The sequence below is a fragment of the Pseudoalteromonas sp. SD03 genome (assembly GCF_040937955.1).
GTDB classification, from domain to species: domain Bacteria; phylum Pseudomonadota; class Gammaproteobacteria; order Enterobacterales; family Alteromonadaceae; genus Pseudoalteromonas; species Pseudoalteromonas tetraodonis.
In genome coordinates this window covers 37,892-64,027 of the sequence record NZ_CP162515.1, presented here as the reverse complement: position 1 = coordinate 64,027, position 26,136 = coordinate 37,892, and the positions used below count along the sequence as shown (strand labels likewise).

The 26,136-nt window shown below is 40.3% G+C and carries 17 protein-coding genes; 12 read left to right on the top strand and 5 right to left on the bottom strand.

From position 1 onward, the window contains the following. Nucleotide 1 precedes the first annotated feature (1 nt). Complete coding sequence (locus ABZP26_RS16730; protein ID WP_028834784.1) at nt 2-925, bottom strand: hypothetical protein; 924 nt, start codon at nt 923-925, stop codon at nt 2-4. Between the two features lie 384 nt (nt 926-1,309). Between ABZP26_RS16730 and ABZP26_RS16725 the strand changes: the two genes are divergently transcribed. The 10 genes from ABZP26_RS16725 (at nt 1,310) to rluF (ending at nt 16,737) form a co-directional block, all read left to right on the top strand. After that, on the top strand, nt 1,310-1,612 hold the full coding sequence (locus ABZP26_RS16725) for an isoamylase early set domain-containing protein (protein ID WP_013463235.1): 303 nt from the start codon (nt 1,310-1,312) through the stop codon (nt 1,610-1,612). 9 nt (nt 1,613-1,621) lie between these two features. Further along, complete coding sequence (gene malQ / locus ABZP26_RS16720; RefSeq protein WP_368485764.1) at nt 1,622-3,610, top strand: 4-alpha-glucanotransferase; 1,989 nt, start codon at nt 1,622-1,624, stop codon at nt 3,608-3,610. After that, nucleotides 3,611-5,833, top strand: coding sequence for a 1,4-alpha-glucan branching protein GlgB (gene glgB, locus ABZP26_RS16715; RefSeq protein WP_368485763.1), 2,223 nt, complete (start codon nt 3,611-3,613; stop codon nt 5,831-5,833). Beyond that, nucleotides 5,826-7,889: a glycogen debranching protein GlgX gene (glgX, locus tag ABZP26_RS16710; RefSeq protein WP_368485883.1), complete on the top strand. Its 2,064-nt coding sequence runs from the start codon at nt 5,826-5,828 to the stop codon at nt 7,887-7,889. The genes glgB and glgX overlap by 8 nt, the downstream gene beginning before the upstream one ends. Beyond that, nucleotides 7,882-10,407, top strand: a complete 2,526-nt coding sequence (locus ABZP26_RS16705; RefSeq protein ID WP_368485762.1) for a glycogen/starch/alpha-glucan phosphorylase — start codon at nt 7,882-7,884, stop codon at nt 10,405-10,407. The genes glgX and ABZP26_RS16705 overlap by 8 nt, the downstream gene beginning before the upstream one ends. Before the next feature lie 20 nt (nt 10,408-10,427). Continuing rightward, nucleotides 10,428-11,702 carry a glucose-1-phosphate adenylyltransferase gene (gene glgC, locus ABZP26_RS16700; RefSeq protein ID WP_013463240.1) on the top strand — a complete coding sequence of 425 codons (1,275 nt, stop codon included), beginning with the start codon at nt 10,428-10,430 and terminating at the stop codon, nt 11,700-11,702. A gap of 58 nt (nt 11,703-11,760) precedes the next feature. Continuing rightward, on the top strand, nt 11,761-13,293 hold the full coding sequence (locus ABZP26_RS16695; protein WP_368485761.1) for a glycogen synthase: 1,533 nt from the start codon (nt 11,761-11,763) through the stop codon (nt 13,291-13,293). An 83-nt stretch (nt 13,294-13,376) separates the two neighbouring features. Continuing rightward, a complete protein-coding gene (locus ABZP26_RS16690) occupies nt 13,377-14,591 on the top strand; it encodes an EAL and HDOD domain-containing protein (protein ID WP_024600880.1) in 1,215 nt (404 codons plus the stop codon). A gap of 27 nt (nt 14,592-14,618) precedes the next feature. Next, entirely contained in the window at nt 14,619-15,704 is a 1,086-nt protein-coding gene (locus ABZP26_RS16685; protein WP_024600879.1) for a DUF418 domain-containing protein, read from the top strand. A 43-nt stretch (nt 15,705-15,747) separates the two neighbouring features. Continuing rightward, nucleotides 15,748-16,737, top strand: coding sequence for a 23S rRNA pseudouridine(2604) synthase RluF (rluF, locus tag ABZP26_RS16680; RefSeq protein ID WP_024600878.1), 990 nt, complete (start codon nt 15,748-15,750; stop codon nt 16,735-16,737). Between the two features lie 57 nt (nt 16,738-16,794). Here the strand turns inward: rluF and ABZP26_RS16675 are convergent, their stop codons facing one another. Next, nucleotides 16,795-19,860 (bottom strand): efflux RND transporter permease subunit, encoded by a 3,066-nt coding sequence (locus ABZP26_RS16675; RefSeq protein WP_013463245.1) that lies wholly within the window; start codon nt 19,858-19,860, stop codon nt 16,795-16,797. A 2-nt stretch (nt 19,861-19,862) separates the two neighbouring features. Continuing rightward, entirely contained in the window at nt 19,863-20,945 is a 1,083-nt protein-coding gene (locus tag ABZP26_RS16670) for an efflux RND transporter periplasmic adaptor subunit (RefSeq protein WP_013463246.1), read from the bottom strand. Between the two features lie 121 nt (nt 20,946-21,066). Between ABZP26_RS16670 and ABZP26_RS16665 the strand changes: the two genes are divergently transcribed. After that, entirely contained in the window at nt 21,067-21,969 is a 903-nt protein-coding gene (locus ABZP26_RS16665) for a LysR family transcriptional regulator (RefSeq protein ID WP_024600876.1), read from the top strand. Continuing rightward, nucleotides 21,959-22,264: an MGMT family protein gene (locus ABZP26_RS16660; RefSeq protein ID WP_076921812.1), complete on the top strand. Its 306-nt coding sequence runs from the start codon at nt 21,959-21,961 to the stop codon at nt 22,262-22,264. Before ABZP26_RS16665 ends, ABZP26_RS16660 begins: the two co-directional genes overlap by 11 nt. Nucleotide 22,265: 1 nt before the next feature. Here ABZP26_RS16660 and ABZP26_RS16655 read toward each other — a convergent pair whose 3' ends face one another. Further along, entirely contained in the window at nt 22,266-25,238 is a 2,973-nt protein-coding gene (locus ABZP26_RS16655; RefSeq protein ID WP_368485760.1) for an EAL domain-containing protein, read from the bottom strand. 260 nt (nt 25,239-25,498) lie between these two features. Then, entirely contained in the window at nt 25,499-26,128 is a 630-nt protein-coding gene (locus ABZP26_RS16650) for a hemolysin III family protein (protein WP_064663039.1), read from the bottom strand. Nucleotides 26,129-26,136: the final 8 nt, after the last annotated feature.

The window sequence follows — 26,136 nt, the reverse complement described above, 5'->3', positions numbered from 1 at the left end:
ACTACTGCGGCTGAGGATGGCTTCGCTGCACTTTCACTTTGGTTACTTGGTCGAGCTTTATAAAATAAACATTGCCGCCAATGCCTTTGAATTCTTCATCGGTAAAGGCGATGGTATTGTCATCATAAAAGGTGATTGCCTCTTTTTGGGTTACAATACCTAAGTCAATTTTAAATACATCGCCAGAGAAAAACTTATCGCCTTTAAAGTTTTCAAACAGCCAAATACTGGTTGAATCTAATAGCGCGAGCTTTTTTCTATCTGGGCTAAGTGCTGCGGATGTGATCCAGCAAAGCTTTTCCATGGTGGTGCACGTTTTAAATGAATCTATCAGCTGGGCATCAAAATTCGCTGCATGGTCGCCTACTTTGTAAACGTTAGTAATTCCATCGAATGGCTCTGTGCGATTTTTAGTAAACAAGTATAAATGTCGACCAAAAGCGACAAACGCTTCTAAGTCATAATTACGTTGATCAGGTTGTATTGGGCTGCCATCTAATTCTGGGTAGGTAAACTTTATAATTTCAGCTTCTGTTGTATTGGTTTTTATATCTATAGGGTTTTCTATTTTATAAATTGTTAGCCATTTACGTTCATTTTTATTATTACCAAAGTCGCCTAAAAAGAAATGACCAAACTTATTTTGCGTCATATCTTCCCAATCTATATTTTTTGCATTCGTGACGAGTACTTCTTTTGCAATTGAACCATCGTCATTGAGCCTATAAAGCTTAGGCTCGTCGCCACTATCGTTAATAGCCCAAAGCCGTTTATGTTTATCAAACTCAATGCCTGAAATTTCTTTTAGTTTTGGGTCTACAGAGACCACCTTTTTACTATATAGTGTATAAATTGAACTGCCTACAACAGCCGTAATGATGCTAAAGACGATAACAGAAGTAATAAGGATGCTTTTTTTCAACATTGTATTTAAGTGTTCATCGGGTTGGCTGAGTAGATAGTTATTATCGCTGATGATGTTGTTAAGCTAAAGGTTTTTATAGTTTTAATGTAGTAATAAAAATTAATAAGTATGTGTATAAGGACAAAAGCAAATTAATTAGCTGTTATGGTGTAGTTGGTTTAAAAGTTGCTCAGTTGCAGTGCTTACGTAAAAATCAGTTTTAATGGTTAAAATTGCACCAAACCAGTGCGGTAAAATAAATAACGCACTGTAATAATGCGTAAATAAAGTTTTGATTAACTTTAAAGCTGTTTTTATGTGAATGAATGGATTCCACATCGCCTTTTTAAGCTGTTTGGCCTGTGGCAAAGATGAATAACCCTTATGGTTTAGTTGGAGCCTATTATGTTGAATAAACGCTTTTTTAAAACAAAAAATGAAGCAGAAGTAACCTTTGAATTTTCTCACCCAGATGCAGATGATGTCTGTTTACTTGGAGAATTTAATGATTGGCAGCCGGTGCCAATGAAGCACAACAAAAAGCTTGGCGTATTTAAATGCAAGCAACGTCTTCCCGTTGATAAAGAGTTTCATTTTCGCTATTTAATAAATGGTAAACAGTGGGATAACGATCATCAGGCTGATGGGTATATTGCTAATAATTTTGGTACAGAAAATAGTATAGTAAATACACAACGCATTAATTAAGGTCGCTGAATGGACGCACTATCGCAATTGTTTTATTTGCATGGTATTGGTTACGAATACACTAAGTATACGGGTGAACACGTTATATTTAGCGAAGACACACGTAAATCTGCTTTGCACTGCTGTGGCGTTGACACACGTGATACGGCGCAAATAACCCAGTTAAATTATCAATTGGATGCGGCTACATGGTTAACACTCGCACCTGCTGTTAGCATAATAGATCAGGCTAGTAATGTGCTAAAGGTGCGTGTTAATGAAGCTGATACGCATCACAAAATTACATTAACTGTGGCAGCATTAAATATAAAGCTGCAATTTGAACACATTGCTCAGTATGCAGCATTAGGTGAGTACTTTGTAAATGGGTGTCGTTATATAGAAATAGCGCTACCACTGACGCATTTACCAACCGGCTATTATGATGCGTTATTAACGATGGGTGAGCAATCAGCGAAAACACAAATTTGGTCGACCCCTGAACAAGCCTACCAAATAGCGGATAAAAAACGCTTTGGCTTATCAATTCAGTTATATACATTAAAAAATAAAGCCGGACTCGGGATTGGTGATTTTAGTGATTTACTTGAGTTGGCAACCTTATGTGCAAAGCAAAATATGGACTATATTTTACTTAACCCATTGCACTTATTGTTTGCAGATAACCCTGAGTGCGCCAGCCCCTACAACCCAAACAATCGTGCCTTACTCAATCCGCTATATATCGCAATTAATTTATCGCCAGACAGCTTTAACAATCCGGATTTAACTGAGTTGTTATCTGCTTATACCTCAAGTAAATACAGCGACCAAGATGTAGCCTTTATTGATTATAAAACGGTTACTGAGTGTAAATATGCTGCTTTTAAGCTGCTTTTTAAGCATTTTCAACAACAGGGCAGTCAAGCACGGCAAAACGAATTTAGTGCGTTTTGTAAACAGTACAGTGATGTACTTGCTATGTTAGAAACCACAGAGCCCACATTTGAATATTACCTCCAATGGCAAGCACACAGCCAACTTACGCAATGCCAACAGCATTGTATTGAGCAAGGGATGGCGATTGGTTTAATCAATGATTTAGCGGTGGGCTGTGCTAATGATGGCACTGAATTTAAATATCAGCAGGGATTATTTAGTCAAGATGCAACCCTTGGTGCACCACCAGATCCTTGGGCACCTAACGGCCAAAATTGGGGGCTGCCAGCAATAAACCCGCAGCGCCTTGCTGACAATAACTATCAGTTTTATCGTTCACTCATACGCGCCAATATGGATGCAGTAGGCGGCTTACGAATCGACCATGTAATGGCGATTAGGCGTTTGTGGTGGTGTTTCATAAACAATAATACCCAAGATGGCTGTTATGTGTACTACCCATTTGAGCATTTATTAGCAATTTTAAAAATTGAATCTCATCTTAATCAGGCCATCGTAATAGGCGAAGATTTAGGGGTTGTACCACCTGAGGTAAAAGAGGCACTGGTTGATAGTGGCATTTTCTCAAACAGCTTATTTTATTTTGAAAAACAACAAAATGATGAGTTTGTAAATAGCGATGACCTTAGCGATCAATGCTTGCTGATGATAGCCAATCATGATGTACCGCCATTTGTGGGCTGGTGGCAGCATAGCGATTTAAAAATTAAACAGCAGTATGGGCTGATTGATACTGATGAGTATCAGCAGTTAGTTCAGCAGAGAGAGCAAGAGCAACACCGGTTATTACGCTTTTTAAATCCACAAAACACTTCCTTGTCACTTAACACGGATGCTTTTGACGTTTATAGCGCTTTGGCTGTATGTTTAGCTAAATCGCCGTCTCGTTTATTTGCATTACAGCTTGATGATTTAGACAAGCAACACTACCCAGTCAATATTCCTGGCACCGATAAAGAGTATCCTAATTGGCGACGGGTACTCACACATACGTGCGACGATATTTTTAAAGATAATGCTGCTCTTTTGGCTGCAATACATTCAATAAGGAATGCGTAAATGGGCAGTACTAAAAATAGGGTATCAACGCAATTAGTTGATTATGACGCACAGGTAAACGCATTAACTGCAGGGCGATTTAAAGACCCGTTTAGTTTTTTAGGCGCGCACAACACCCAAAGTGGCACTGAAATACGCGTGTATTTGCCAGCGGCATCACGCGTCGAACTGTTAATTGATGGTCAAGTTATTAGCGCGTTACGCTATAAACACAGTGATTTATTTATCGCTGAGTTATCAAGCATGCCTAGCAGTGTTTACCAATGCCAGGTTAGTTATGAAAATAGCGATGTTACATTTTACGATGAATACAGCTTCAGCAGTACATTGGATGAACAGGCTATGTACTTGTTTAACGAAGGTAGCCTTGAGCATGCTTATACTCACCTAGGTGCGCAATTTACTACACAACAAGGGGTAGATGGTGTTCGTTTTTGTGTGTGGGCGCCTAATGCCGCCAGTGTATCGGTTATTGGTGAGTTTAATTTTTGGCAAGCGAATCGCCATTTTATGCGATTTCATCCGGCAAGTGGGGTATGGGAATTATTTATCCCGGGTTTAAGTGCAGACATGTGCTACAAATATGCTATTACTACGCTCAGTGGCGAAGTTTTAGATAAAGCCGATCCTTTTGCGTTTAAAATGCAGCAAGCACCGGGCACTGCCAGTATATTACAGTACAAACCAGCGCCTATTTTGCTAAGTGAACAAGCGATTATAAATCGCCAAAAGCGTAATCATATTGATGCGGCTATCAGTATTTATGAAGTGCACTTAGGCTCTTGGCAACGCGCTGAGCATAACCGTTATTTAAGTTACACCGAGCTTGCAGATAAGCTTGTAAGCTACGTGATTGAAATGGGGTTTACGCATTTACAACTTATGCCGATCAGTGAATACCCGTTTGATGGTTCTTGGGGTTATCAGCCAGTAGGGCTGTTTGCACCTACGAGCCGCTTTGGTGATTACAACAGCTTTAAATACTTAGTTGAACAATGTCATAAAGCTAACATAGGCATATTACTTGATTGGGTCCCTGGGCACTTTCCGAGCGACCCTCATGGCTTACATTGTTTTGATGGCACCCATTTATACGAACACGCTGATATGCGCCAAGGGTTTCATCCTGATTGGAACACCTATATTTATAATTATGACCGCCCTGAAGTAAAAAGCTTTTTAATTTCTAATGCGATGTATTGGCTTAGCCAATTTGGCATAGACGGACTGCGTGTAGATGCGGTGGCGTCAATGCTTTACCTTGATTACAGTCGTAAAGAAGGACAGTGGGTAGCTAATTGTTATGGCGGTCGAGAAAACTTAGGGGCAATAGAGTGCCTAAAACAAGTGAACTTACGCAGTTATAAAAATAACCCCGGCATTATGATGGTGGCTGAGGAGTCAACGGCTTGGCCTGGGGTCACGCAAAGTGTTGAACACAATGGCTTAGGTTTTGGTTATAAATGGAATATGGGCTGGATGAATGACAGCTTAGATTATATGCAACAAGATCCGTTATTTAGAAAATATCACCATCATAAAATGACATTTTCTATGGTGTATGCATTTAGTGAAAATTACATTTTACCGCTCAGTCATGATGAAGTGGTGCATGGCAAGGGATCACTACTAAACAAAATGCCCGGTGACGATTGGCAGCAGTTTGCAAACTTACGTGCTTATTATGCGTTTATGTGGGCACACCCAGGTAAAAAATTACTGTTTATGGGCGCCGAAATAGCACAGCGTAAAGAGTGGGATCATGACCATTCACTAGACTGGCACTTGCTTGAGCATCAAAGCCATCAAGGGATTCAGCATACGGTTAAACGCCTTAATCAAGTGTATCAAGCGCATCCATCTTTATATGAGCTCGATAGCTGTGCAACGGGCTTTTCATGGATAGATAATAATAACAGCCAGCAGAGTATGTTTAGTTTTATTCGTTATGCTAAAAATGCTGACCACTTTATGGTTATTGTCGCTAACTTTACACCAACGGCTTATCAACACTACACCTTAGGTGTGCCAGCGAAGGGCACATATAAAGTGGTATTAAATACCGATGAGGTCTGCTTTTTTGGCTCAGGTTATCGTGTCACAGAGGATAAAAACCAGCTTATCCATTCAGTCGTTCAGCCAAGTCATGGGTTTGATCACAGTATTACAGTTAATATTGGTGGCTTAACCACACTTTACTTAGAAAAGGTGAATGATGAGTAATTGCTTTGAGGTTACTCAGGGTGCGCCTTTGCCACTGGGTTCGAGTGTACAAAACCAAGGCGTTAACTTTGCCTTGTATGCCCCTAATGCAAGCCAAGCTTTTGTGTGCTTATTTGATAAAAGTGGTCATACAGAAATATTAAAAATAGCCATGAATATTAATGAAGGCGGCGTATGGAGCATTCACATAGCCCCATTAAGCACAGGCGCATTGTATGGCTTTAGGGTTGATGGCGAATACTGCCCAGAAAAAGGCATGTTGTTTAATGAGCATAAATTACTGATTGATCCGTATGCAAAAGACTTGTTTAACGAATTTACTTGGAGCGAACGTCATTACGGGCAAATGCCCATTGGCACTAAAAGCGTGGTTAATAATGCGATAGATATGCCTAAATCAAAAGTGACTGCGCCGGTTGCTTATTCAAATAATAAGCCAAAGCATAGTTGGGCCAATACCGTTATTTATGAGTGCCATGTTAAAGGTGCTACCTGTCGCCATCCTGATATCCCTAAAGCGCTACAAGGGACATTTTTAGGTTTGAGTCATCCCAGTTTTATTGAGCATTTAAAAAGTTTAGGGGTAACGGCTATTGAGCTTTTGCCTGTGCATGCTTTTATAAGCGAACAGTTTTTAACCGCTAAAGGACTGCAAAATTACTGGGGCTATAATAGTCTTAATTTTTTTACTCCTCATAAAGACTATTTGGTTAATGACGATATAAACGAATTTAAACAAATGGTGAGTGAGTTACATCGCGCCAATATTGAAGTTATTTTGGATGTGGTATACAACCACACCGCAGAGGGAGGAAATGATGGCCCTATTTTATCTCTGCGAGGGCTCGACAACCTGACATATTATCGCACCATTGAGGGGCAACCCAATGTTTATATTAATGATACAGGGTGTGGCAATACGTTAAATATCGATCACCCTAAAACCTTACAATTGGTACTCGACAGCTTACGTTACTGGGTTGAAGTTATGGGCGTTGATGGCTTTCGATTTGATTTAGCCACCATTTTAGCGCGTTCAAATACGGGCTTTAGTGCGTCTCACACCTTTTTACAAGCAATTGCCCAAGATCCTGTGTTAAATAAAGTTAAACTGATCAGTGAGCCGTGGGATATAGGCCCTGGTGGTTATCAGCTTGGTGCATTTCCTTCACCTTGGCGAGAGTGGAACGATCAATATCGTGATGTGATTAAACGCTTTTGGCAAAGTGAAAAAGGCATTATTAGTGATGTGGCAAAGCGTTTACATGGCTCGTTTGATATTTTTGAACACAGTAACCGAGGCCCGCTAAATAGCATTAACTTTATTACCAGCCATGATGGGTTTACGTTAGCCGACTTAGTCAGTTATGAGCAAAAACATAACCAGGCCAATGGTGAAAACAACCAAGATGGCCATAGCGCTAATTATTCGTTTAACTGCGGGGTTGAGGGATTTACCAGCGACCCAGAAGTAATGAGTTTGCGCTTACAACAACAAAAAAACTTTCTACTCACCTTATTACTCTCCAAAGGCGTGCCAATGATAGCCGCTGGCAGTGAGATGGCGCACTCGCAAGGCGGTAATAATAACGCTTATTGTCAAAATAATCGCACCAGCTGGCTTGCCTGGAAAGACTCACAACTGAATCATTCATTGATTCAGTTTATTGATGATGCGCTAAAAATCAGGCGTGGTCACAGTGCATTTAAACACAGTGTGTTTTTGGATGATATTGATGAGCGCTTCACCGTTAAGTGGTTTACCGAGCAAGGTAAAAAAATGGATGAAACACATTGGCATGAAGATACACGGCAATTTTTAATGTATAGCTTACTTGATAAGCAAAATAAGCATGCGTTATTAATTATTCTTAATGCTAGTAAACAGCCTGTGGTCTGCCAATTACCACAATCGCCCATTATCGCGCCATGGACGTTAGTGTTATCAAGTGTAAATAACGCATCATCTGTTATTCAAGAAGATGCAACCGTGAATATTTCAGCACAAAGTAGTTGGGTTTTTAGTGCCAATTTAGAAGGCGATGATTATGACTAAGCAAGACGAGCAAGTGTGTGAAGTAAAAGGCTGGCAAGCAGGCCCAGTGATTGACGAAAGTACTTTAAGTGATGATTTAACACGGCACTTTTATTACACCTTAGGGCGTGATGTGGTGGGCGAGTCACAGTTGTATTTGTATCATGCATTAGCACTGACGATCAGAGACCGGTTAGTGGCACGCTGTAGGGAAACCAATCAACAAATAAAACAACAAAAACGCCGTAAAACAGCCTATTTATCGTTAGAGTTTTTAATGGGCAGAGCGCTGGGTAATGCAGTATTAAATTTAGATTTAGAATCACAAGTTACAAAGGCACTGCAAGCTTACTGTACTGAGCTTGAAAGTGTGGAACAAGCTGAGCATGATGCCGGTTTAGGCAATGGCGGCTTAGGGCGACTAGCGGCCTGTTTTTTAGATAGCTGTGCCAGTTTAGCACTGCCAGTAGTCGGTTACGGTATTCGTTATGAATATGGCATGTTTAATCAGTCAATAAAAGAGGGTAATCAGGTTGAGCAACCAGATAACTGGTTACGAGAAGGTCATCCTTGGGAATTGAGCGCACCGGAGCAAGCTAAACGGGTTAAGTTTTCTGGTTATGTACAAAGCTACACCGATAAATTTGGCCGTGAGCATCGCCAATGGATCAGTTCTCAAGATGTATTAGCAGTGCCTTATGATGTACCTATTCCGGGCTATAAAAATAATATTGTTAATACCCTTAGACTTTGGAAGTCTGAAGCAACGGACGAATTTAACTTAACAGAATTTAATGCCGGAAGTTATTCTGAAGCGGTAGCACAAAAAAATCTCGCTGAGCAAATAACCATGGTGTTGTACCCTAACGACAGCAGTGAAAATGGTAAAGAGCTGAGATTACGTCAACAATACTTTTTATCATCGGCAAGTATTCAAGATGTACTTACACAATGGATTGAACAATACGGTAATGATTTTACTGAATTTGCTCAGCATCATGTGTTTCAGCTTAACGATACCCACCCAAGTATTGCGGTTGCCGAGTTGATGCGAATTTTAGTTGATGACCATGAACTGGATTGGGATCAGGCATGGAATATCACCACCAAAACGATGGCTTACACAAATCATACCTTACTACCAGAGGCATTAGAGAAGTGGTCGGTATCGTTATTTGCTAAATTATTACCGCGTATTTTAGAGATTATTTATGAAATTAATGCCCGCTTTTTAGCCGAGGTGGCCATGCATTGGCCAGGTGATGTGCAAAAACAACGGGATTTATCATTAATTGAAGAAGGGGGCGAGCCGCAAATACGTATGGCCTTTTTAGCCATTGTCGGCAGTTACTCTGTCAATGGTGTGGCAGCGCTACACACTCAGTTATTAACCGCGGGTTTGTTTAAAGATTTTTACGCGCTATGGCCTGATAAATTTAACAACAAAACCAATGGTGTTACTCCACGGCGCTGGCTTGCATACTGCAATCCGAGTTTAAGCCAGATCATTAGCGAAAAAATAGGCAAAGACTGGATAGGTGATTTTGCACAAATTGGCCAATTACGTCGTTACTACGATGACCCGCAGTTTCATATAAAGTGGCAGCAAGCAAAACAGCAAAACAAACAACGCTTAGTTGATTTAGTAAAACAAAGATGTGGCGTAGAGTTTGATATCAATATGCTATTTGATGTGCAGGTAAAACGTATTCACGAATATAAGCGCCAGTTACTTAACATTTTACACGTTATTCATTTATATGACCGCATACGCCGTGGCGACACACAAGGCATGGTGCCTCGTTGCGTTTTATTAGGTGGTAAAGCAGCACCGGGTTACATGATGGCTAAAAAAATCATTAAACTCATTAATAATGTTGCTGAGGTGATCAATAAAGACCCACAGGTATCTGCTTTTCTAAGAGTCGCGTTTTTACCTAATTATAATGTCACCGCCATGGAAACCATTTGCCCTGCAACGGACTTATCGGAGCAAGTATCAACCGCTGGCAAAGAGGCTTCAGGTACCGGCAACATGAAGTTTATGATGAATGGCGCGCTAACAATAGGCACCCTAGATGGCGCTAATATCGAAATACGTGACGCTGTTGGGGCTGAGAACTTCTTCTTATTTGGCGCACAAGCTGAGCACATTGACGACATAAAAGCACATTATAACCCCAGTGAAATAATTGCGAATAACCCTGATTTGAATAGTGTGATGCACTTACTCGAAAGTGGCCATTTCAATCTATTTGAACCTGGCTTATTTGACGATGTGATTAATGGCATTAAAAGTAACAACGATCCTTGGTTAACCGCCCATGACTTTGCCAGCTATATAGCTGCGCAACGTGATGTTGATAAAGCCTATGCAGATCAAACCTACTGGACTCAAATGAGTATTTTAAATACTGCCGCCAGTGGCTCATTTTCTAGTGACAGAACAATTAGTCAATATTGTGATGATATATGGCATTTAACTCCACTAGATACCACACACCAAACAGTAAAAACAAACACTGACACTAACAGCTGACACTAAACGGAGAGAGTAATATGCCCAGTTATGCAAATCGTTATATAAGTAATTTAACCAGAGAAACCTACGCTTTAATTCTTGCCGGAGGTCGCGGTTCTCGCTTGCATGAGCTAACCGACTGGCGTGCTAAACCCGCCGTTTATTTTGGTGGTAAACATCGTATTATTGATTTTCCACTATCAAATTGCATTAACTCAGGTGTAAGACGTGTCGGAATTGCAACGCAATATAAATCACACTCACTGATTCGCCATGTAAATCGAGCGTGGGGGCATTTTAAAAAGGAATTAGGTGAGTCAGTTGAAATATTACCTGCGTCACAGCGCCATGGTGATGAATGGTATTGCGGTACTGCCGATGCGGTATTTCAAAATATGGATATTATTCGCCATGAGTTACCTAAATATGTGATGATTTTATCTGGCGACCATGTGTATCGTATGGATTATGGCGGGCTGTTGGCAAAGCATGTAGAAAATGGCGCTGACATGACGGTATGCTGTTTAGAAGTACCGGTTGAAGAAGCTGCGGGTACCTTTGGTGTGATGACGGTTGATGAAGAAAGTCGTGTACGTCGCTTTGACGAAAAACCTGCCGAGCCCAGCTCAGTGCCTGGTAAACCAGGCACCTGTTTAGCATCAATGGGAAATTATGTATTTAATACTGAGTTTTTATTTGAGCAGCTACAAAAAGATGCGCAAACAGAGGGCTCAGGGCGTGATTTTGGCCATGATATAATTCCTGCCATTATTGAAGAACATAATGTGTTTGCCTACCCGTTTAGAGATCCCGCACAAGTAGGACAACCCTATTGGCGCGATGTGGGAACTCTAGATTCGTTTTGGGAAGCAAATATGGAACTGGTTATGCCGGAGCCTCAACTGGATTTGTACGATCCTACTTGGCCAATTTGGACTTACCAAGAGCAACTTCCTCCTGCCAAATTTATTTTTGATGATGATGATCGCCGAGGGATGGCGGTTGACTCAACGGTGTCGGGTGGGTGTATTGTTTCCGGCTCTTTAGTGAGAAAATCATTATTATTTTCTAATGTACATATTCGTTCATATTGTACCATTGAGGAGTCGGTCATTTTACCCGGTGCTATTGTAAATCGAGGGTGTAAAATTAAGCGAGCGATTATAGATAGAAGCTGTGAGATCCCACCTGGATTAGAGATTGGTTTTGATCGTAAAACCGATGAAGCCAATGGATTTCGGGTATCAAAAAAAGGGATTGTATTGGTCACCCGCGATATGCTGATGAAGTTAGACAATAAGTCACATCGTTAATAAATAATAATTAAAAGAGCAAGGCGAAAGCCTTGCAGCAAACTATAAGAGTAAATTAATGCATGTATTAATGGTTGCTGCAGAGAATGATGCGTTACCTAATGCCAAAGTTGGTGGTGTTGCTGATGTTATTCGTGATGTACCAAAGGCGTTAGTGGCGCAGGGGCTGACGGTAGATGTGGTTATTCCTGATTATGGTTTTGAACTAGGTGAGCGCTGTTTTATTGGTGAAGTGAGTGTGGCATTTAAGTCAGAGACCCACGTTTTATCTTTGTTTGAAATTACACAGAATCAAAAAGGGGTGAGGCAAATAGTTATAAGTCATCCTCTTTTTAGTCAATCATTGAGTGTGTATTGTAACGACAACGATAATAGACCATTTGCTACCGATGCGACCAAGTTTGCACTGTTTAATGCCGCTATTTGTGAAGCCCTGATACAGGGCGCATTAACACAACCCAACACTTTACATTTGCATGATTGGCACAGTGCCTGTGTGGCCGTGTTACTTAAATTTAATCCTCGTTATGGCAAGCTTGCTAAGCTGCGCTTGGTATATACGGTGCACAATTTAGCTTTGCAGGGAATTCGTCCTTTTAAAGGGGATGATTCAAGCTTAGAAGCATGGTTTCCCTCGTTAAGTTACGACGGGCAACGATTATGTGACCCTCGTTATCCGCATTGCTTTAACCCTATGCGCAGTGCCATTAATTTAGCCGACAAAGTACATGTGGTTTCACCGAGTTATAGCCAAGAAGTGCAAATAGCAAGTAATGACGCCCACGGATTCTTTGGTGGCGAAGGACTTGAACGAGATTTACAACAAGCGGCTGAGCAAGGCAAATTAATTGGTATACTCAACGGCTGTGATTACGCAATTCAAGACGAACATGAAGCAACCTATAGTCAGCTATTAGAGCAAATAGAATCGACTTTGTTTAGTTGGATGGCAAAAAGCGCGCAATTACACAGCAGCCACTACATCGCCCATCAGCGTGTTTTACAATTTATGGCGTGTGATAAGCAAGGGCCACTTGTAACAAGTGTAGGGCGGCTCACTGAGCAAAAAGTATTGTTACTTTGCCAGCAACAAAGCAAAGACCTGACTATTGATTCAGTGTGTCAGATCATTAATCAATTTAAGGGGCGTTTACTTGTGCTGGGCTCAGGCGATAGTAAACTTGAACACCTTTTTACCTGCGCCATGGCACGTAATAACAACTTTTTGTTTTTAAAAGGCTATGGGCAAGATGTTGGCGATTTAATGTATCAATTAGGTGATTTATTTTTAATGCCGAGTTCTTTTGAGCCCTGTGGGATTAGCCAGATGCTCGCAATGCGAGCCGGCCAACCTTGCTTAGTGCACAGTGTCGGAGGTTTAAAAGATACCGTAGAGCATAATGTCAGTGGATTTTGTTTTAACGGCGATACACTAAGTACACAAGCTGATGCACTCTTGCAGAGTTTAACTGAGGCACTTAGCCTATATCAAACAAACCCTAAGCAATGGCAAGCAATAAAAAGGCGAGCTGCTGATGCACGATTTAGTTGGGATAGTGTGGTAACTGATTATATAACATACTTATATTAAAAAATTTTATAAAGTTCAGTGACATCCGTTCTTATTTACGCTTTAATTACTTAGTCTGGTGGAAATAATATAAAGTAGGTAATGTGTCTGTATTTGTGGCAAGGCAAGCAATACTAAATCGGAATCAAAATGTAGTTGCTTATGAACTGCTATTTCGCGATAGTCCTGAAAATTGCTTTCCTGGTGTATCTGATGGTCAAGCAACGGCGAGGCTTATCATGGAAAACCAGCTTAACCTAGGTACTCGTCACATTACCTCGGGTAAAAAAGCATTGATCAATATTGGCCCTGAGTCGTTAAAACTTGATTTGTGTGATTTTTTACCTTGTAAAGATGTTGTCATTGAATTACTTGAAACCATAGAGCCCACCGACGATACCTACGAGCTATGTCGCAAACTATTTCACAGTAACTACAAATTAGCCCTTGATGATTTTGTTTATACGCCGCAGTGGGAGCGCTTTTTAAAGCTGGTCAACTTAATTAAATTTGATATTCGCCTTACTCCACTTGCTGAAATTCCGCTGGTGGTTAATAAGCTTAAAAAGTACAAAAATATTAAACTACTAGCCGAAAAAATAGAAACCGATGAAGAATATAAATTGGCCCGTAAAATGGGCTTTGATTATTTTCAAGGTTATTATTTTGCGCGCCCAGTGATGATAGAACAAAAAGATATTCACTATAATTACGGCCTAGTGATCGCCATTTACTCAGAAGTAATGAAGCCAGATCCTGATGTTAAAGTGATTACCGGTTTATTTGAGCTTGATGCGGCATTGGCCTACAAGTTACTGCGTTTATTAAATAGCGGTGTGTTTCCGCTACAAAGCCAAATTTCGTCGTTAAAACAAGCGTTAGTTTACCTCGGCCAAGCACGTTTAAAAAAGTTTGTTAGTTTAATTGTCACTGCCCATACAGCACGCTCTAAGCCTATAGAGCTCATGCAGATGTGCGTTATTCGCGCACGGTTTTGTGAATTAATAGCCGCTAAAGTTGCTAAGCAGGTTCAAGGTGAAGCATTTTTAACGGGGCTTTTTTCACTGCTCGATGCTATTTTAGACAAGCCAATGGACTTGCTGGTTGATAAACTTCCATTCCCGGAAGATATAAAAGCAGCGTTAACTGGTGAAAAAAATAACTTATATTATATCCTTGAAACAGTAAAAGCCTACGAAACAGGAAGCTGGTGGGCGCTTGAGAATGCAGTATTACTGATTAATTTAGACAGTGCTTTTTTACCAAAATTATACAAACAAGCGGTACAATGGGCCGATAGCTATAAAGATAATATTTAGGGAATTCATGCTTTGCGCAATTATAATATGGACTTTATAAGGGGCATAGCCGTACTTGGTCTGGTATTTATTAACTGTTTTTCCTTCGCTATTTTCGAGCTTAATTATACGCCACTCACAACACCACCACCTAGTGATCAGTTTCTAAACATACTAAGCCTTATATTTGTTGAAGGGCGGTTTCGCACTTTATTCACTTTACTGTTTGGTGCGGGTCTTTATATTCAGTATCAGCGATACCAATGCACTGAGCCACTAAAAAAACGATTACATTGGCTAATTGTGTTTGGCTTAATACATGGTTTTTTATTGTGGGCGGGCGACATTTTGTTTTTATATGGGGTGTCAGGTTTATTTATATTGCGCTATTTAGATTACACGAATGAAGAGCTTAAAAACAAAGCTGCGCTTTTTACTTTTATTTCTTTAATGACTATTGCCATATTTATGTTAGGACTTAATGAGGCGCCATTATACAGAGATTCCCCCGAGTACTACGAAATATACACTAGTTACTACCAAAGCATCGGTGCTCACTTTAGCCAAAATATAGCAATGAGCGCCTATATGTTGTTGGCTGTGCCTATTTTATTATTGTGGGCTAGTGCTGGGTTTATGCTAATTGGTATTTTGGCTTACAAATACGGTGTGTTTAGTAAAGGGCTTAGTAAGGCGCTGCTTATTAAGCTTATTCTATTAAGTGCGTTATTTATTAGCTTAAGGTTAATGTTAGTGCCATACAATCAAGGTATTGGTTATGCCTTACAAGAGCCTGTTAATGAACTTGCTGCCTTATGTGTTGCACTGCTTTATATTCATTTAATCGTTAAACTTTGTGACAACAGCGCCCACATAGGGGGGCTTATCCAACAAGTTGGACGCTTAGCGTTTACTTTATACATAAGCCAAACCATTATGCAGTTATTATTGTTTAAAGTGTTTTTTCCGCAGTGGACGCTCAAATTTAACCGACTCGATTATTGGCTCGTCGCTATTAGCTTAGTGATTGTACAGCTTATATTTACAGCTATTTATTGCCGGTATTTTAAGCAAGGCCCGCTTGAATACCTATGGCGTAAATTAGCGAAAATTAACCGCGAAAAAATAGCTTGAGTAGTTTAAACTATGCGCCTTTATATTTAAGAAGATTTGCCTGATGACAGACTTGAAGCGTTTAAATAAATTTATTAGTGAAACCGGGTTTTGCTCTCGCCGCGAAGCCGATAAATATATTGAGCAAGGTCGTGTTACCGTTAATGGTGAATTACCAGAAATGGGTGTTAAAGTTGCCCAATCAGATGTAGTTTTGGTTGATGGTAAACCATTAAAAGCACCACCTAAACGTGTGTATATTGCTTATAATAAACCTGTGGGCATTACCTGTACCACAGAGCGTAAAATTCAAAGTAATATAGTTAAAGCCGTTAATTATCCTGAACGTATATTTCCGATTGGTCGTTTAGACAGACCCTCAGAAGGGCTGATTTTTTTAACCAATGAAGGCGATATCGTTAATAAAATCTTACGAGCTGGCAATAACCACGAAAAAGAATATGTGGTTACTGTAGACAAACCACTTAATCGTCAGTTTGTAAATAAAATGGCGAACGGTATTCCTATTTTAGATACCGTGACTAAAAAGTGTAAAGTTACTCAGACTGGTGCGCAGCAATTTAGCATTATTTTAACCCAAGGTTTAAACCGTCAAATTCGCCGTATGTGTGAATACTTAGGTTACGAAGTGGTTACACTAAAACGTGTGCGTATTATGAACGTAACTCTCAAAGGCTTAAAAGTAGGGCAGTGGCGACATTTAAGCGACGCTGAAATGGCGGTCATTAACGACTCAATTGCTGATTCAGGTAAAACGCAAGAACACTCACTTTATGATGATACTGAACAGCGCAATTACACTGAACAAGCTAAAAATAGTGGCGCTAAATCTGCTCATAAGCGTGACTTTCAGGGCGGGAAACTACGTCGTGAAAATAATGACGAGCAACAAAAGCAAGCTAAAAAAAGTAGTCGAAATACGCCTTATCAAAAACGCTCTACTACTTATGTGGGTAAATCAAATACTCACAAAGCAAATACTGCCACAGGAAACAAAACCCGCAGCAGTGGCACGTTAAGCTTAAAAAAGTAATTAAGCTTGTGTAAAAAAGCAAATAAAAACGCAGCCTTAGCTGCGTTTTTTGTTAGCCTACTGTTTAGGGTAATCAATCCTAAATACCACAGTGTATAAAACCGGCACTACAATTAGCGTCAGTATGGTGGCAAACCCTAAGCCAAACATAATGGTGACCGCCATCGACTGAAAAAATACATCGAATAGTAATGGGATCATGCCAAGTATTGTCGTGATAGCGGCCATGGCTACAGGGCGCACACGGCTTACGCCTGAGTCAAACACTGCTTGATATGGCGATTTACCTTCACTCAGTTCTAAGTTTATTTGATCAACCAGTACAATGCCGTTTTTAATTAGCATGCCGCTTAAGCTTAATAAGCCCAGTAGCGCCATAAAGCTAAACGGCGCATTCATCACTAATAAGCCTGCACTAACACCAATAATAGCCAGCGGTACAGTTGCCCAAATAACCAAAGGTTTTTTCACTGAGTTAAACAGTAATACTGTTACTGCAAACATTGCTAAATAGCCCAGTGGTAACGAGCCAAAAATAGCCTTTTTCGCTTTGCTTGATGATTCGAACTCGCCGCCCCATTGCATTTCATAGCCACGGGGTAAATCAATTGCTTCAACCTCAGCGCGAACCCGAGCAAATAATTTTGCAGGCGTTTCATCACCCAAAACATCATGATCTGCCATCACAGTAATGGTGCGTTTACGATCGCGACGCATAATTAAGCTGTCTTCCCACTCAACAATAAATTCATCAACCACTTGGGTAACCGGCACAAACACGCGTAAAACAGGGCTATAAATTTGTAAATCGTGAACACTGTCTACATTTAAACGCTCGCTTGCCGGTGAACGGGCAATAATAGGCAATAATTGCGTACCATCACGATACACACCCACTTGCTTACCCGACAGGCTCGTTAACAGAACTTGGTCAAGATCAAATTTGGTGATCCCCAAACGGCGCGCTTTTTGTTCATTAAATTGCGGACGAATCATTTTAGTGCGTGCACGCCAATCATCTCGAATGTTAAAGGCACCGTCGTCTTTAGCGATAATCTCTTTAGCCTGTGATGAAAGCTGTCTTAAAACAACCGGATCGGGGCCTGAGAACCGCGCTTCTATTTTGGCATCAGTCGAGGGGCCAATCTCCATTGGTTTTACTTTTAACTTTGCTGACAGTGGATGTTGCTTTGCGTAATCGCGCACTTTTTGCATGACTTTTGCGACGGCTTCACGATTGGTGACACGAATAATTAACTGTCCATAAGCAGGGTAGGATTTTTCAGGCGCGTAAGTCAGCATAAAACGCGGCGCACCTTGGCCAACCGTACTGGTGATTTCTGTGACCAGTTCATTCTTTTGTAAATAAGCTTCTAGCTGCTTAATGCCCTCAAGGGTTGCGCGAATATCAGCGCCTTGATCTTGCCAGTAATCGACATAAAACATCGGGGTATTCGAGGCTGGAAAAAATGATTGCTTCACAGCACCAAACCCCACTACAGCGCTGCATAAAAGAGCAACCATAAGGACTAAGGTTGTTTTTCTAAAGCGCATAGCTAAATTTAATATCGCTTTATAACCATTGAATATGATGCCTTGGTAAGGGTCTTCATGCTCTTGATTATGTTCGTGTTTAAATTCGGTTTCTTTAAACATCAAGTGGGCAAAAAACGGCGTGAGCGTAATTGCGGTGATCCAGCTCAAGAGCAAAGAAATAAACAGCACCCAAAATAAGCTACCAGCAAATTCACCACTGGCATCTGAGCTTAAACCAATCGGTGCGAAAGCGGTTATGGCAATAACTGTTGCGCCAAGTAGTGGCCACTTAGTTTGATCGACAATATTAACTGCCGCTTTAAGCTTTGTTTGTCCGCGCTTGAGGTTGATGAGAATACCTTCGGTCACAACAATGGCGTTATCGACCAGCATACCTAGTGCAATAATTAGCGCACCTAATGATATACGTTGTAAGTCAATCGCAAACAGTTTCATAAATATAAAGGTGCCTAATACGGTCAGTAATAATATACCGCCGATTAAAACCCCACTTTTAAAGCCCATAAAAATAAGTAGTACTACAATAACTATTGCAATGGCCTCTATTAAACTAACAATAAAGCCATCTACCGACTGCTCTACTTCTTTAGGTTGGTTATACACTGAGCTAATATCAATACCATGCGGGCGTTGATACTCAAGAGATGCTAAGTGCTCATCTATGTGTTTACCCACATCAACAACATTGACCCCAGACATAAACGACACACCAATAAGTAGAGCCTGTTGTTGATTGTAATGAATCACATTGGTCGGTACTTCAGCATATTCACGGTAAACCTTTGCAACATCGCCTAGATAAATGAGTTCGCTGGCACCTGATTTTGAAATTAGTAAGGTTTCAAGTTCTTTTACATCTTTAAATTCACCAGTAGGGTGCAAGCGAATAGACTCATCACCCACGCGAATACGTCCAGCGTTAGATACGGTGTTTTGTGATTGCAGTAAATCATAAATATGACTAGGCGCAATACCGAGTTGGGCAAGCTTTTGCGTCGATACCTCAACCATTACTTGTGGCTGCTGTTGGCCCGCAATTGTAACTTTACTCACTCCTTTGACTAAAACAAGTTCTCGTTTTAAATAATCGACATAGTCTTTTAATTCATCATACGAGTAGCCATCGCCCGTGACGGCAAACATAACGCCGTAAACATCGGCAAAATCATCAATCACATTACTAGGGTAAACACCACTTGGCAGCGACGGGCTAAGGTCGTTAATTTTACGACGCATTTCATCCCATATTTGTCTAAGCTCTTGTTTACGATAGGTGCTTTTCATTTCTACGGTAATTTGTGATTTACCATTGGATGAAATAGAGGTGACATAATCAACATAAGGGAGCTGTTGAATGGCATTTTCAATCGGAAATGTGACTTCTTCTTCTACTTGCTGTGGAGAGGCGCCCGGGTATAAAGTGATCACCATGGCTTTTTTTAAAGTGAATTCAGGGTCTTCCAGCTGGCCTAAATCAAAATAAGACACACTACCGCCAATTAACAGCAGCAGCGTAAACATCCAGCTAATGACCTTTTTCTCAATAGATAGTTGCGCAAAGCCCATAATTATAAGCCTCGCTCTTTATTCCAAGGGCGAACAGACATGCCCTCTTGTAAAGAGTGAACACCAGCAGAGACAATTTGTTGCCCTTCTTTCACGCCGCTAAGAACTTCAATAGTGTCGTGATGCAATTGGCCCACTTGTACTGCTTGTTTATGCACAGTGCCAGTTTGCTGATTAAAAACCCACACATAGGCATTATCGCTTAGGCTTTTATTAGGATCTGAAAAGACCGACTCAATAGGTAAAATAGTGTAGGGGGTTTGTGAGCGTGTAACTTTGCTCAAATCTATCATCACTTGTCCCGACATACCCGCAAGTAAGTTAAAATCTTCTGGCACCGGTAATGAAAACACCACTTTATAGGTAAGTGTTGCAGGATCGGCTTGGGTATCCCATTCTTTAAGCGTGAGTTTGTATTGCTTGTCGTGATAGCCATCAAATTCAACCATAGGTTGATATTGGGTATCTTTTTGAATACGTGCCACGATTTTTTCAGGAACCTGTATTGCTACATCCATAAAATCGCGGGTTTCTAAGCGCAAAACATTTTGTTTTGCTTGAATACTTTCAAAGTTTTTTACAAACACTTTGGCTACTATGCCAGCAAAAGGAGCACGAAGTTCACTGTACTCTAAATTTGTTTCTGCAATTTTAAACGCTGACTCAGCGACTTGTTCATTGGCAACCGCTTGATCAAGCTCGGATTGACTGGTGATATTTTTATCAAATAGTTGTTTAATACGTTTTAGCTGCGACTTAGCCAGTTCATAGCGCGCTTTGCGCTCATTATATTGTAATTGAAAATCTTCAGGGTCTAATTTCGCCAATAGTTGCCCTTTTTTTACCTGCTCACCGGCTAATACAGGAAATTCAACCAACTCACCATTGACCCTAAAAGCCAGGTACGAGCCCTGGTTTGCAACGACTTCCGCAGGAAAACTGCGTATGTTTGTTTGCGAATCATGACCAATACTAAATAATTTAACAGGGCGAATCGGCTCTTCTTTAACTATTTTCTCGGGCTCCGAGCAGCCTATTAAACTTAGTAATGTCGCAGATAGTAAACATAAGCGAAACAGTGGCATGATATCTCCATGATAAAAAAGGCTAAATAAGTCAGTGCAGCATACGCTGCAAACATATAAAATAAAATTCATTAAATTTTAGAAACTCAATAAGTTTTACTTATAATGTGCTGGGCTGACTATGAAACTTAATCAATTACAAATTTTAGATGCTATTGTGCAAAGTGCGAGCTTAAGTGGCGCTGCATTAAAGCTACATAAAACTCAGCCTGCATTGACACTGGCGATTAAAAACTTAGAGGCGAAATTAGGTTTTGATCTACTCGACCGTTCTAAATACCGATTACAACTTACCGAAAAAGGACGTATTTTTCATCGTGAAGCTAAACAGCTTTTAAACGCGAATGAGCAGCTTACACAGCTTGCAACCGAGCTGGCGCTGGGGAATGAAGCACAATATAGAGTTTGCTATGAGCAAATTTGTCATGTGCAAAGTTATAACGAGATCATAAGTAATACTTTTAAGCATTTTTCTAGTACAGAATTTCGTTTAACCAGTGGTAAACGGTTTGTATCTTTAGAGCAAGTGAATACCGGCCAAGCCGAGCTTGGGATTGGCCCATGGTTTGATTTATTTCATGCCACCGGCGATTTAGAAAGCTTACCGATAGGCAAGCTCGATATAGGTATTGTTGGCGCAAAAGGGATTTTACCTAAGCAGCTTACCTACGATGAGTTACAACTTTACCCGTGTTTAGCGATGTTTGAAAGTGGCTTGAGCATAGACAGCGACAGGCTGTCTTATTCTAAAGGGGCTGCGGTGATGAAAATAGATGACATATCTACCCTAAAGTCGTTTTTATTGTCAGGTGCAGGATGGGCAATGATGAGCTTAGGCCACTGTAAAAAAGAAATTGCCGCGGGCTCATTACAGCAAATAATAGTAACAGACAGAGAGCATCAGTTTAGCGCGCAAATTCGTGCTTTTCGTCAACATGCTATGCACCATGGTCCTGTTGCCCGTAAAATTTGGCAGCAATTTGAATTACTCAGTCAGGAGTACTTAAACAATAATGGACGTTAATAAAGAAACGGTTATTTATACTATTATTGCGAGTATACCCTCAGGGTGTGTTGCCAGTTATGGCCAAGTAGCGGCGCTTGCAGGGTATCCTAATAATGCAAGGCTAGTTGGCCGATTATTAAAAGAGATGCCAAAAGATTCGACGATCCCTTGGCATAGAGTGGTTAACAGCCAAGGTAAAATAGCGTTTGCACAGGGCAGTGCGCAGTATCAAACACAACGAGAAAAGCTACTTTCTGAGGGTGTTACTTTTAACAATCAACGAATTAATATGGCAAAACACCGCTGGCAATAAACTAATTATCCATTTTTTGTAAGTCAGTTAAAGCCCAAATTTCATCTGCGGTCCATTCGTCTAGCCAAATAGGAATATCTTCGGCTTTCATTGGCTTAGCAATACCATAGCCTTGTGCTAGATAACAGCCAAGTAGCATTAGTGTTGCTGCATGCTCAGGGGTTTCTACGCCTTCAGCTATAACGCTTCGTTTAAACGAATTAGCCAGTGCAATAACGCCTTTTACAATTGCTAAATCGTTCGAGTCTTCAAGCATATCTCTAACAAAGCTTTGATCTATCTTTATTAAGCTTGCAGGTAAACGCCTTAAGTATGTGAGTGAGGAGTAACCCGTACCAAAGTCATCTAGTGAAAACTCAACGCCCAAAGCTTTACAATCTTGCATGGTTTTAGATACGTGGGCCACATCTTTAAGTGCAATGGTTTCAAGTACTTCTAGCTCTAGGTTTCTAGCATCGACCTGTGGATGAGCCAATAGTAATTCAGTTAGCCGCGCTGTAAATTCAGGCTGCTGTAATTGAACTGCGGCAACATTAACGCTCACTTTTATGTTTAAACTAGGTGTTAAAATTTGCCATTGGTTAATTTGAGATAATGCAGCGTTAATAACCCATTCTCCAACGTCTATCATTAGCGCATTGTTTTCAATTACCGGTAAAAATTCAATAGGGCTAAGCAGGCCGCGCTCCGGATGTTGCAAGCGTATTAATGCCTCAACACCAATCATACTGCCCGTTCGCATATCTACTTTTGGTTGATAATAAAGTACAAACCAATTATTGGCTAAGGCTTCACGGATAAGTGAAATACCGGTTTGCTGTAATTTAACTGTATCTCCTTGACTCGTATCAAATAAATGATAACGATTTTTGCCCATTTGTTTGGCAATATACATGGCTTGATCGGCATGGCGCATCAGTTGTTCAGCATCTAAATTATCTTCTGGGTATATTGTTACGCCAATACTGGCAGAGACATTCAAAACAATATCGTTAACAGTGACAGGTTTAGCTGCTGCGGCCAGAAGCCTCTCAAGTACGGGCACGCAATCGGCAACTGATCCTAAATTAGTCAATACAGCAACGAATTCATCGCCACCAATACGGGCTAAGCTATCACCTTCACGAAGTGCATCTTTTAAACGAATAGAAAGTGCAATTAATAATTTATCGCCAATATCATGGCCATGAGAGTCATTAACATGCTTAAATCCATCTAAATCAAGAAACACCACAGCCAGAGAATTGTTAAGGCGACGGCATTGCAACATGGTTTGACTGAGTCTATCGGCAAGCAATACGCGGTTTGGCAAGTTAGTTAATAAATCATAATGTGCAATACGACTAAGTTGCTCTTGTTGGCGTTTAGCTTGGGTGATATCGGTAAATATTCCTAAGTAAAAAGTAACGTTGTTGTCGTCTTTTAAAACTGAAATATTAAGTAGCTCAGCATAAAGTTCACCGTCTTTTTTACAGTTCCACACTTCACCTTGCCAATGACCATATAGGCTGAGCTGTTTCCATATGTTTTTATAAAATGACTCTGTTTGTTTGCCCGAATTTAAAAATGATGGATTGCGGCCTATAACTTCATCGTGGCTATAACCGGTTATATGACAAAAGGCAGGATTGACATCAACAATAACTTTATCAGCATTTGTAATAATAATCCCTTCATGGGTATCTCTAAAAACCCGAGAGGATAAATGCAGTTTTTCTTCAATTAATTTACGTTCAGTAATATCAACCGAGACACCCAACATGGTAATTGCGCTGCCAGAGCTGTCTCTAACAAGAGTCCCTTTAGTATTAAACCAACGAACGTTACCCCGTTTAGTAATAATACGGTGATCAACATTATATTCTTTCGCCGCGTCAATACATTGATTTATATCGCTTACTATATTGGCGCGATCATCTGGGTGAATACTGGCTAGGTATTCATTTTTAGTCATTTCTAATTGTTTAACATTGCCAGTAATTAGTCTTATACCATGTTCAGAAAAGCGGATTATATTGGTTTTTATGTCCCATTCCCAAGTCGCAATTCCCCCCACTTTTTGGCTTAAAAGAAGTCGTCTTTCGGTATCAGTTAATGCTTTAATGTTATTTTGTAATGCATGAGTACGTTGCTCTACTTTTTTTTCTAATTTTAGGTGGCTCGCTCTTAATCGGGTTATCAGATAAGATGAAAGTGTAGTTAAAAAAGTAAACGCAACCGCAATAGCAATACCAAGTAACAGCATACTATTGTCTTGCCAGCCCCTGATAGGGTAGGCTTTAAATACCCAAACGCCGTTTGGCACTTGTATGTTAAAGTCGACCGTATTTTTTGTTATTTGGTTGTCTGAGGTAGCAATGATTTGCACATCATTTGTATCGGGCATGACTTTTGAAAGCTCATAACCAATGCCTGCCTGTGGCAGTTGAGCTAAATTAACGCTTTGAAGAATATCAGGAAAACGAATAAGCGCAGTGGCAAATCCCCAAAACTGGTTTCCCTGTGGGGTATCTAGATACACAGGCAGCCTAGCCGCTGCACCCATACCACCTTGAAATAATTCAAAAGGGCCAGCAAGGGTTAATTTACCTGTTTTTTTGGCTAAAAATGCCTCTTGCGTTCGCAGTGGGTTCTCTAACACATTATTACCGATAGCACTTTCATTGCCCTTAAGTGGAACAACGTGTGTAAGAATACCGTTTTTATGAAGTTGTAAGGCGTCAAGACCAGGATAAAGACTTAACATTTCAGAAGCGAGTTCTTCAAAGCCTTTAGTCTCGCCATTTTGAGTACGAATTAATGCCGCAATTGGGTAGGCTGCAGAAAGTGCTTGGTTAAGGTTATTTCTAATATGGTTAACGTAGCTACCCGCCACCTTTCTAATAGAGTTTTGCTTTTGCTGGTAAATGTATTGATCGAGTAGATAAATTGAATACACAGATGCAAGCGTTGAGATTAACAATGTGATCAACACCAGTCTTGCTTTTATAAACAAGCTCAATATCTGTGGTCGAGTATTAGATGGTGACAATGTAAATAACACCTAGCGTTGTTTAAGCCGCGTCCATTTAGAACAATGGCGTTTTAAGTTCCTGAAACAGTATAGCAAACAGTCATCTAAAGCATTAGGGAGATTTAATTATACTTTAAAATAACCACCGTGATTTACTAAAGCTTGAGTAAAATAATAGGCTACATTGTGAGATTAGCTAGGAAGGCACTATGTGTATTTAGTTAATACACATAGTGAGTAATGGCAATATAATGACTTACACAACCGCCAATGACAAAAAGATGCCAAATAGCGTGGCTATATTGAGTGTTTTTAGCGCTGTAAAACAATGTACCCACGCTATAAAATAAACCGCCAGTAAGTAGCCAGTATAGTGCGTTGATAGGTAAGTTTGAGTAAAGTGGGTATATAATTGCCAGTGCAAACCAGCCCATTAATAAATAAGTAGCGAGTGACACTTTTTTATTGCCATTTTTAACAAGCAGTTTATAAGCAACACCGGCTAAAGCTACTGTCCAAATAAATACCAAGGTGGCCCAAGACCAAACCCCAGACAAAGAGAGTAATAAAAAAGGGGTATATGTGCCAGCAATAAGCATGTAAATAGCACAGTGGTCACATTTTTTATAAAACGCTCTTAATTTAGGGCGAACACTGGCGTGATAAAGTGTAGAGGACAAAAATAAAATAAATAAGCTGCTGCCATAAACGACTGTGCTGGCGTAACCTTTTACAGAGTTAGCTTGATTAAATAAATCCCAAATTACAAACGTAGCAAATAAAATACCTAAAGCATGGCTAACAACATTTAATAGCTCTTCTTTTTTAGAATAGGGCGCTTCAACAGACATAACAGATC